Source organism: Sphingobium sp. TKS, assembly GCF_001563265.1.
Taxonomy (GTDB): Bacteria; Pseudomonadota; Alphaproteobacteria; order Sphingomonadales; family Sphingomonadaceae; genus Sphingobium.
The window spans coordinates 107759-117500 of sequence record NZ_CP005084.1 but is presented as its reverse complement, the minus strand read 5'-3'; the positions used below and the strand labels follow the sequence as shown (position 1 = coordinate 117500).

6 protein-coding genes, 1 rRNA gene and 2 pseudogenes (1 of these 9 only partly in view) are annotated in these 9742 nt (G+C 65.0%); 2 read left to right on the top strand and 7 right to left on the bottom strand.

Translation table 11 applies throughout. From position 1 onward, the window contains the following. The 5 genes and pseudogenes from K426_RS21480 to K426_RS30495 all read right to left on the bottom strand — a co-directional run. Window positions 1-493, bottom strand: a 16S ribosomal RNA gene (locus K426_RS21480) (it extends 996 nt beyond the left edge of the window). Between the two features lie 430 nt (window positions 494-923). Beyond that, window positions 924-1937, bottom strand: a complete 1014-nt coding sequence (locus K426_RS21475) for an aldo/keto reductase (protein ID WP_066562262.1) — start codon at window positions 1935-1937, stop codon at window positions 924-926. Between the two features lie 237 nt (window positions 1938-2174). Beyond that, on the bottom strand, window positions 2175-4577 hold the full coding sequence (locus K426_RS21470) for a hypothetical protein (RefSeq protein ID WP_066562261.1): 2403 nt from the start codon (window positions 4575-4577) through the stop codon (window positions 2175-2177). Window positions 4578-4706: 129 nt separating this feature from the next. After that, on the bottom strand, window positions 4707-5117 hold the full coding sequence (locus K426_RS21465) for an HAD family hydrolase (RefSeq protein WP_237230134.1): 411 nt from the start codon (window positions 5115-5117) through the stop codon (window positions 4707-4709). After that, window positions 5068-5391, bottom strand: a pseudogene (locus K426_RS30495) (amidohydrolase family protein); the annotation flags it as partial. The pseudogene K426_RS30495 and the gene K426_RS21465, both read right to left, overlap by 50 nt. On the opposite strand from K426_RS30495, the pseudogene K426_RS21460 reads away from it, so the two are divergent. Continuing rightward, window positions 5386-5709: pseudogene (locus K426_RS21460) on the top strand (amidohydrolase family protein); the annotation flags it as partial. The pseudogenes K426_RS30495 and K426_RS21460 overlap by 6 nt on opposite strands. 36 nt (window positions 5710-5745) lie before the next feature. Here the strand turns inward: K426_RS21460 and K426_RS21455 are convergent. Together K426_RS21455 and K426_RS21450 are read right to left on the bottom strand one after the other, a co-directional pair. After that, window positions 5746-8280 (bottom strand): ABC transporter permease, encoded by a 2535-nt coding sequence (locus K426_RS21455; protein ID WP_237230133.1) that lies wholly within the window; start codon window positions 8278-8280, stop codon window positions 5746-5748. Next, on the bottom strand, window positions 8277-8978 hold the full coding sequence (locus K426_RS21450; RefSeq protein WP_066563727.1) for an ABC transporter ATP-binding protein: 702 nt from the start codon (window positions 8976-8978) through the stop codon (window positions 8277-8279). Before K426_RS21450 ends, K426_RS21455 begins: the two co-directional genes overlap by 4 nt. A 16-nt stretch (window positions 8979-8994) precedes the next feature. On the opposite strand from K426_RS21450, the gene K426_RS21445 reads away from it, so the two are divergent. Further along, the gene (locus tag K426_RS21445; protein WP_066562256.1) at window positions 8995-9696 is read left to right on the top strand and encodes an arylesterase; all 702 of its coding nucleotides are present in this window, start codon (window positions 8995-8997) and stop codon (window positions 9694-9696) included. Window positions 9697-9742 lie beyond the last annotated feature (46 nt).

The window sequence follows — 9742 nt, the reverse complement described above, 5'->3', positions numbered from 1 at the left end:
CTAGCCCCCTCCGTATTACCGCGGCTGCTGGCACGGAGTTAGCCGGGGCTTATTCTCCCGGTACTGTCATTATCATCCCGGGTAAAAGAGCTTTACAACCCTAAGGCCTTCATCACTCACGCGGCATTGCTGGATCAGGGTTGCCCCCATTGTCCAATATTCCCTACTGCTGCCTCCCGTAGGAGTCTGGGCCGTGTCTCAGTCCCAGTGTGGCTGATCATCCTCTCAGACCAGCTAAGGATCGTCGCCTTGGTGAGCCTTTACCTCACCAACTAGCTAATCCTACGCGGGCTCATCCCTGGGCGATAAATCTTTGGACTTTCGTCATCATCCGGTATTAGCGTTCGTTTCCAAACGTTATTCCGAACCCAAGGGCAGATTCCCACGCGTTACGCACCCGTGCGCCACTAGACCCCGAAGGATCTCGTTCGACTTGCATGTATTAGGCATGCCGCCAGCGTTCGTTCTGAGCCAGGATCAAACTCTCAAGTTTGATGTCCGATCCATATCCAGGCGGAATAAGCCCAAACATGAACCGCTCATTTTCAGGAGCCATTCCTGCACAAATTTACTTACATGGTTACGTAAGGACATTGTGAGGTCTGGCCAAATTTAACCGAGTACCCAGCGCCTGAAAGCCGCCAAGACCCGGAGCCGCCGCCCACATGTCCCTTCATCATACTAACAATGTCAAAGAACACACCAAAATCAGAAGCGGACAACCAATCTTCCTCGAACTTTCGTGCGAGGATTTGGCCATCCTTGATACTGGCGACCGATCGCAGCGAAAACCGGAGGGCATCACCGCGTCGGTGGAGTGGCATCTAGGCGCGTCGAATGAGTCGGTCAACAGGAAAAATAGGATTTTCGGAAATTTCCTTCAAACCAAAGGGAAAAGACCGGCCCAACGCTCCTTGCGCCGCTCAGGCCAACGGCTCACCGGCCCAGGTTTCCGTGTCGATCTGTGCCTGGGCATCCTTGGGATACCGTGCGCCGGAAACCGCCTCGAACGTGAAGATCGCGTCCACCCCCGCGAACAGATCGTCAGGCAGGTCGAGTGAGAGCGTCACCAGATCCTCATCCAGATGCGCGACGCTCGTCGTCCCCGGAATCGGCACGACAAAATCCCGCCGCGACAGCAACCAAGCCAGGCAGAGTTGCGCCGCCGTGCAGCCCGCTTCATCCGCCAGCGCCTTAAGCCTGCCCGCCAGCGCCAGATTCGCCTCCAGATGTGGGGATTGGAACCGGGGCATCGCGCCGCGAATGTCGCCCTTGGGTACGCCTTCAAGCCCGACATTGCCGGCCAGCAGGCCGCGAGCGAGGGGTGAGAAGGCCACGAAAGCCGCGCCCAGTTCCGCACAGGCATCCAGCACCGCCAGTTCGGCATTCCGGCTCCAGGGCGAATATTCCGTTTGCATCGCCGCGATCGGGTGAACGGCATGGGCACGACGCAGGGTTGCAGCCGACATTTCCGACAGGCCGATGGCGCCGATCTTCCCCGCCTCCACCGCGCGGACCAGAGCGCCCACCGACTCCTCGATCGGCACCTTCGCATCCAGCCGATGGAGATAGTAGAGATCGATATGATCGGTCTTCAACCGCCGGAGCGAATCTTCCAGCACCCGGCCAATCGCGGCGGGCGAGCCGTCGAGGCCACGCTTGCCGTCGATCTCCCCCAGCACGCATTTGCTCGCCAGAGTGAATTCGGTCCGGCGGTGCATCAGGGTACGGCCAACCAGTTCCTCATTGGCGCCGAAGCCGTAGAGCGCCGCCGTATCGAAAAAGGTCACCCCCCTATCCAGCGCATGAAGCAGCAGCCGCTCCGCCTGTTCCGGCTCGGGCCGGGGCAGATAGGCATGGCTCAAATTCATGCAGCCAAGACCAATGGCAGAAACTGTATGAGGTCCAATCTTCCGGGCAGGCAGAGCATCGGTCATATCAGAGCGGCAATCCTATGCTATTTTCCGCGATCACGGCCTGCGCCGCAACCAGGGAAAGGATATAGTCAAGATCGGCAACCTGCATCCAGCGGTCGAACGCATCATTCTTAGGGGAAGCGATGCATCAGCTTGGCAAGCGGCCGGGGAAAACATTCGGAACCTGCGCTCCTACGAAAGCAGGTGCACAGGTCAATAGAAGGAGAAACGCGCAAGACAATTCAGAAAGGCAGGCTATCAACTCACATTCAGCACGACCACCTGATCCTGCGCGTCGCGCAGGCGGATGTAGAGTTTGCCGTTCCGGGGCGCCGGGACTGCCAGCTTTGACCCGGTAAAGCCCTGAGCGACCACCGTTGGCTTTTCAAAGTCCGGCGTGCCGTCCACGGCATCGATCAGGAACAGATCGCGCCCCTTGATCGTGCAATCTTGCGCCTCGCAAAGGACATTCTCGATATGCGGCAACCGCGCCAGCGTCACCAGAGGCTGCCAATCGCTCGACCCGCCTTCCCGGAGCAGCCGGAAGCGCAGCGGCCCCGACACAGGCGCCAATATCCCCGGGTCGAGCGTCGCCACCATCACATCCGGGCCAGAGAGACGGAGCCCATTGGCGCTGGCCAGTCTGACCGACTTCGCGCCGTCCGCCGAAACGACCTCCAGCGCATCATCGGGCCGAAACGCCACGCCCTGATCCGCCCGCACAGAAAAGACCAACCGCCCATCATCCGGCAACAGAGCGTCTCCCGGCAGTTGCAAAGGATGCGCTTCGTTCGTCGCGCCGGGCGAAACGCTCTTGCCGAGCAGCGTCACGCGGGGCCGCGTCTCCTCGACCGTCGCGGCAAGATTGACTGAACGCCCGTCCTTCAGCCCGATCCGTGCCGTCACCCGATCTCCTGCCTTGAGTGCCGCGCCATCGCCCTTCGCCACCAGGCGCAGCCGGTCCACCGACCCGTCACGCGTCAGTCCATCGGGTTGCAGGGTCATGCCGGACAGCTCGACGCCGGCGACCTGATCCAGCCGCTGGCCCGAGAGAATCGCGCTATTGTCCCCCGCATGCAGGCCGAGGCCGTCCAGCCGGCTCGCCTGGGCGTAGGCCTTGAGCGACAGCATGGAGGGCTCCGCCCTACCCTGATATTTGACCTCGACCCTGATGTCGCCGGGCTTGCTATCGGCCAGCGGCAGGGAGAGCGTCAGCGCGTCGGTGCCCTGCACTTTCCACGGCAAAGATTGCGGCGCCCCGTCGCCCTGTCGCAGCATCACGCCTTCGACGCAGGCGGGCGCTTCCCCGGTCAGCGTCAGCGCATTGTCGCGCCCGACGACCAGCGTCTGCGCTTCACCAGCGACTTTCCAAGACGCATCGCCGGGCAATTGCAGCGCGAAATCGGGGCCATCGAACCGCTCGAAGCCCCAATAGCCGGAGAGATGCCCCTTCACCGTGCCCTGGAAGGCGGCGGGTAGCGGGTCACTGCTCCTGACGACATAGCCGCCGCGATCCGCCCGCGCCTCGACGGGCAAGTCGACCGTCTCGCCGTTTGCCGCCGTCAGCTTCACCGTCATATTGCGCGCATAGGCGGTCGAATAGATAAGCGGCGCGCCCTCGACCGGCAGCACCACGCCCGGCCGCGCGACACAGATCGGGCCATTGGCGGCGCTGCGCAGGCGCGGCGGGCTGTCCGCCTCGATCGCGGGCATGCCGACGACCAGCACGGATTTGGGCTTCTGGAAGGAGGGCGCCTTGTTGAGCAGCAGGGAGGCGCTTGCGTCACGCCGGATGCTGAGCGTCGGCAGATAGTCGAATTCCGGATTGCTGAACGCGCCGAATATTTTCGCCACGTCGCGTACCACCCCGATATAGGGGCTGTAGAAACCATAGCCCGCCTCCCGCGTGGAACTGAGTTGCAGCGCCAGGTCGGTCGGCGTGCCGGTCAGCGTCTCCGCGATCGAGCTGCTGTGGACGTCCGCCAGCACCAGATGCTCGCGGTTTTCGAGCAGACAGCTCGCCTGAAGCTCGACCACCTTGGACAGGCATTCGTCATTGAGCTTCATCGACAGGCTGCGCGCCAAGGCCGGGGCGACCGAGCGCAGATATTCGGGATGGCTGTTTTCCTGGGCCCGGATCGCCGCCATGAAGGCGTCCAGCCGTGAGCGGTCGAGCGAGGCCTGGTTCAATTCCTGCGTCGCCCGGATGAACTCGCCCGGCTTGCCGCGCACGGCGTCGACGATCGTGCCTTCCGCCCCGCCCGTGTCAGGCACCATGAACAGCGTCATCTGCCGCGCGCCCTTGGGCACGGTCAGCGTCAGGCTGTTGTCCTTGTCTTTCTTTTTCCAGGTTTCGGCGGCCCTGATCCAGTCCTTGGGCGGTGGATTGGTCGCCCCGCGCAGGAAAGTGGAGAGCAGCAGGAAGCGCGCGCCCTGATCCTCCGGCAAGTCGGCCTTGATCGACAGCTTGTCGCCTTCCGCCAGGCTGGGCACCTGCGCGATCGGCAGCACGTCCCTATCCCGCGTGACCGTGATGCGCAGCCCCGGCCCGCCAAGCTCGAACGGAGCGGGATCGGCGGCCAGCGCCGATGCGCCCGGCAAGGCGATGCTTGCCACGCCGCAAGCCCAAGGCAAGATCCTCAATCGGCTCGGCAGCGGCATAACGTCCCGGCATCTTCCTGTCAGCGATCCAGATCCCGCTGTCCCACATCGGCTCCCCAATTCCAAGAGCAGGACAGACGCAACAGGCTTTGCGACGAAGGGCGGATGCGGCGGGACGAACGGCCCGGATCAGGGCAGGATCAGGGCGGCAAAGTCATGCAGGCTGGGCAGCACCGCCGCGACCAATGCCCGTTCCGCATCCGTCGGGGGCAGCAGGTCGGGCACCATCACCGTCGCGATGCCCGCCCCCGCCGCGGAGCGGACGCCGGCGTAGCTGTCTTCCACCGCGACCGCTTCGGTCACGGCGACGCCCAAGCGCTTTGCCGCGAGCAGATAGGGTTCGGGATGCGGCTTGGGCCACTGGACATCGTTGCGGGTCACGACCGCTTCGAAATAATCGAGCAGTCCCGCCTTTTCGAGCCGTCGACAGGCATAGGGCGCCTCGGTCGAGGTCGCCACCGCCATCGGGATGCCCGCAGAAGCAAGCCGCGCCAGCAGCGCTTCGACGCCGGGCAAGGCGCGGGAAGACGCGCCGCGCATTGCCCTCGAAAATGGCGTGGCGTTCGGCATCGCTGATATCGAGCGCGTCGACATAACGCTTGGTATCGTCGAAATAATGGCCCGTCGTCGGATCAATACCGCGCACCGCGCCGACCATTTCCGATCCGAACAGGATATTCTTGTTGTCGATCACGTCCGCCAGCAGGTCGATGCCCGGCTGATGATAGACGCAGGTGTCGAAGAAGATGTTGTTCATGAGATGCGTGTCGAGGCCGGGCTTCTTCAACATATCGGCAAGACCCCGATAACGTCCCCCGGACGGCGCCGATATGCGGGCATTTCGCCGACTGCTCGACAGCCGCGATGATATATGGACCAAGGTGACCTGCCCCGACCGGCTCGACCCCCGGGGCGCGCCTTGGGACGATTTTGCTCATGCGGTCGCGCCGCTGGTGGCGGATTATCAGGATCGGGTGCTGTGGGGCACGGACTGGCCGCATCCGAACATGGAAAAGGCGATTCCCGACGATGGCGCGCTGGTCGACATGATCCCCGCATCGCGCCGACCGCCGAATTGCAACGCAAGCTGCTCGTCGACAACCCCATGCGGCTTTACTGGCCCGACGAATAGCGGCGGTCGCGTGCCTCAGCCAATGAGGAAGCGGCCTTATAGCGCACGTAATGCGCGCGCAGGCCGCACCGACATCAACGGGATCGAGCCCAGCAGCCCGATCCCCAGCGTCAGCACCGCGCCCGCGCCCAAAGTCGACAGCACCAGCAGCCAATCGGGCGCCCAGCCGAACTGGAATATCTGCACGATCACGAACCACGCCGCCGCCAGTCCCAACCCCAGCGCCACCAGCGCCAATACCGCGGCGAGCAGCGCATATTCGATCGCCTGCGCGCCCAATATCTGCCCGCGCGTCGCGCCGAGCGTCTTCAGGATCACGCTGTCATAGGCGCGCGCCTGCCGCGATGCCGCGATCGCGCCGATCAGCACGGCGATGCCCGCCAGGATCGCGACCGATCCGGCCAGCACGATCGCGGTCGACATCTGTCCCAGCAGAATAGTGACCTGCGCCACCACCTCGCCCACCGCGATGATCGACACCGAGGGGAAGGCCGCCAGCAGCGCACGGGTCATCGCTCCCTCCGACGCGCCTTTCATCGTAATCGTCGCTGACAGGCTGTGCGGCGCGCTACGCAGCGTGTTGGGCGAAAAAACCATGATATAGTTGAAGCCCATCGTCTCCCAGTTGACCTGCCGCAGGGAGGCGATCCGCGCCTCGATCTCGCGTCCCAGCACCGACACGGTGAGCCGGTCCCCGACGCCAACGCCCATCACCTTCGCCGCTTCGCGGTCGAGCGAGATCAGCGGCGGCCCGGCATAGTTTCGGGGCCACCATTGCCCCTTCACCAGTTCCGATCCCTCGGGCAGCGTCTCGCTATAGGTGACGCCCCGCTCGCCGCGCAGGAACCAGGCGCCTTCGGGCAGTTGCTTGAGGTCCGCCACGCGCTGCCCGCCATAAGCGACGATCGTTCCGCGCAGGGTCGGCACCATATTGACCTTGGCCCCAGGCGCCTCTTGCGCGACGAGCGAGAGGAAGCGGTCCTTCCCGGCAATGGGGATGTCCAGCACGAACTGGTCGGGCGCGGTGCGGGGCACGGTGTTGCGGATTTCGGCGCTGAGGCTCGACTGGATCGCGGCAAGCGTCACGAACAGCGTCAGACCCAGCCCGAGCGCCACCACCAGCGCCGATGTCTGCGCGCCCGGCCGATGGAGATTGGCCACCGCCAACCGGGCAAGGGGACGGCGCGGCGCGGGTGCCCGGCGCGCCACGCGCCGGACCAGCAGCCCGATCCCGGTCAGCAGCGCCAGCACGGCGGCGACGGCGCCCAGCATCGACGCCGCGAACCACGGCTCCCGCGCCGTACCCAGCGCCAGCGCGACGGCCGCCGCCCCGGCCGTGCCCACCGCGATCATGCTCGCGCGGTCGAAGCCGCGCCGCCTGTCCACCGTCTCGCGAAACAGCGCGGCGGCGGGCAGAGTCCGCGCATGCGCCAGCGGCGGCATGGTGAAGATGAAGGCGATCAGCAGGCCGTAAAGCGCGCTGGTGACGAGCGGCCAGGGAGCAATGGCGAAGCCCGGCTGCACCGGCAATATATCCCGCATCGCGGCCACCAGCCCCAGCGGCAGCACGATTCCCGCCACCAGTCCGCATCCGATCGCCAGCATGGCAACCGCGCCGATCTGCATCAGATAGATGCGCGCAATGTCGGCGGACGACGCGCCCAATATCTTCAGCGTCGCGATGCCGTTGCGCTTGATCGTCAGATAGGAGGCGACGCCGTTGCTGACCCCGATCCCGGCGATGGCAAGCGCGGCGAGGCCGATCAGCGACAGGAACTGCCCCATCCGCTCCAGAAAACGGCTGGTCCCCGGCGCTGCCCCGTCGCGGTCCTTGATCTCGAAGCCGGAGGACGCAAAGGCGCGTTTCAGCCGGTCCCCGACCGCCCCTGCGTCCCGGCCCGCCGCCATGCGGATGCGATATTTGCTTTCATAGAGACTCCCCGGCTGGATGAGGCCGGTGCGCCGGATGCCCTCCATCGACGTGAGGGCGACCGGCCCCAAAGTGAAGCCCTCGCCCACGCGATCGGGCTCGTCCGCGATGATGTCGCGGATGCGGAAGGTCGCCGTGCCATAGCGCAAGCCATCGCCCGGCTTGACGCCCAGCCTGTCCGCCAGCGCTTGTCCGATCGCCAGTTCGTCGGCGCGCATCGGCCCTGCCCGCCCGCCTTTCAGCATCAGTGTGCCGTAGAGTGGATAGGCCGCGTCCACGCCCTTGAGTTCGGTCAGCACGGCGGATGGGCCTTTGCCCTCCCCGACCCGCTGCGCCATTGCGCGCAGCCTGATAGTCTCGCTCAGCACACCTTCGCGCCGGAACGCCGCTTTCTCGGCCGCGCTTGCCTCACGCTGCGACATCGCCACTTCGACATCGCCGCCCAGCAGCAACTGCCCCTTGCTCGCAATTTCTCCCGTGATCGCGGCGGTCAGGCCGCCGATCGTCGCCAGCGTCGCAACGCCCAGGAACAGGCAGATGAACAGCAGCCGCAGCCCCCGAAAGCCGCGATGCAGGTCGCGCCGGGCGATCCGCCAGCAGCCCCGCCAGCCCAGCCCCCCTCGCCCGCCAAGCCCCGTCACGGCCTCCGGTCCGCGATGATCAAGCCGTCGCGCATTTCCACGATGCGGTCGCACCGTTCAGCCACCCCAGGATCATGGGTGATGATCACCAGCGTCGCGCCGTTCGCTTCCCGCCGAGCGAACAGCAGTTCGACGATCGACCCGCTGGTCGCGCCATCCAGATTGCCGGTCGGCTCGTCGGCAAAGATGATGTCCGGTCCTGGCGCGACGGCGCGGGCAATGGCCACGCGCTGCTGCTCGCCGCCCGAAAGCTGGGCGGGGTAATGATGCAGCCGATGCCCCAGCCCCACCGCATCCAGCTCGTTCGCCGCGCGGGCGAAGGCGTCCCCGAACCCAGCCAGCTCCAGCGGCACGGCGACATTTTCCACCGCCGTCATGGTCGGCAGCAGGTGGAAGCTCTGCAACACGATGCCCACGCGCCCGCGCCTCGCCCGCGCCAGCGCGTCTTCGTCCAGCGGTCCGTAATCGATCCCCGCGACCCGCACGTCGCCACCGCTCGCACGCTCCAGCCCCGACAGGATCGCCATCAGCGACGACTTGCCCGACCCCGATGGTCCCAGGATCGCCAGGCTCTCCCCCCTGGGGATGGAAAGGTCGATACCCTTCAATATTTGGGTGGGCGCTTCGCGGGTGCCGAGCGAGAGGGTGACATTGCGCGCTTCAATCGCGATATGGGCGAGGGAGGACGAACCGTGCATCAGCGAAAGGAACCCCATGAAGGCGGGAAGATGGTCGATATATGTGGGCGCGGTAGCGATTGTGCAATTGCTCACCGCCTGTTCGGGCGAACCAGCCGCCAGCAACAGCGCCGCGCCGTCCGCGCAGGCGCAGAATAGCGCCGCCCCGGTCGAAGACGGCAAACTCGTCCTCGTCTTCGGTGACAGCCTCTATGCGGGCTATGGCGTGGCCCAGAATGAAAGCTTCCCCTTCCGCCTCGAACAGGCGCTGAAGGCCAAGGGGCTGGCGGTTCAGGTCCGCAATGCCGGGGTTTCAGGCGAAACCTCTTTGGGGGGCATGCAGCGCCTCGCCTTCACGCTGGACGGCCTGCCGCGCAAGCCCGACCTGCTGCTGCTCGACCTTGGCGGCAACGACATGTTGCGCGGTCTGGCGCCGGAGGACAGCGAAAAGAATCTGCGCGCCATGTTGGACCAGCTCAAGCAGCGGCAGATCCCAGTGCTGCTCACCGGCATGCTGGCCGCGCCCAATATGGGCAAGGATTATGGCGCAAAGTTCGACGCCATCTATCCCCGGCTGGCTAAGGATTACGGCCTGCCGATCTACCCCTTCTTCCTTGAAGGCGTGATCGGGAATCCCAAGCTGATGCAGGCCGATTCCATCCATCCCAATCCGGCCGGGGTGAATGTGATCGTCGGCAAGATCGCGCCGGTCGTGACGGGCTTACTGAAGGACGCCTAAGCGCAACGTGCTCCAGCGAAGGCAGGAGCACGTTGCGCCTACCCTC

Excerpts from the sequence above, each read along its gene's own strand:
- K426_RS21475 (WP_066562262.1), bottom strand. The coding sequence starts at position 1,937 with ATGACCGATGCTCTGCCTGCCCGGAAGATTGGACCTCATACAGTTTCT.
- K426_RS21470 (WP_066562261.1), bottom strand. The coding sequence starts at position 4,577 with ATGCCGCTGCCGAGCCGATTGAGGATCTTGCCTTGGGCTTGCGGCGTG.
- K426_RS21465 (WP_237230134.1), bottom strand. The coding sequence starts at position 5,117 with ATGCGCGGCGCGTCTTCCCGCGCCTTGCCCGGCGTCGAAGCGCTGCTG.
- K426_RS21450 (WP_066563727.1), bottom strand. The coding sequence starts at position 8,978 with ATGCACGGTTCGTCCTCCCTCGCCCATATCGCGATTGAAGCGCGCAAT.
- K426_RS21445 (WP_066562256.1), top strand. The coding sequence starts at position 8,995 with ATGAAGGCGGGAAGATGGTCGATATATGTGGGCGCGGTAGCGATTGTG.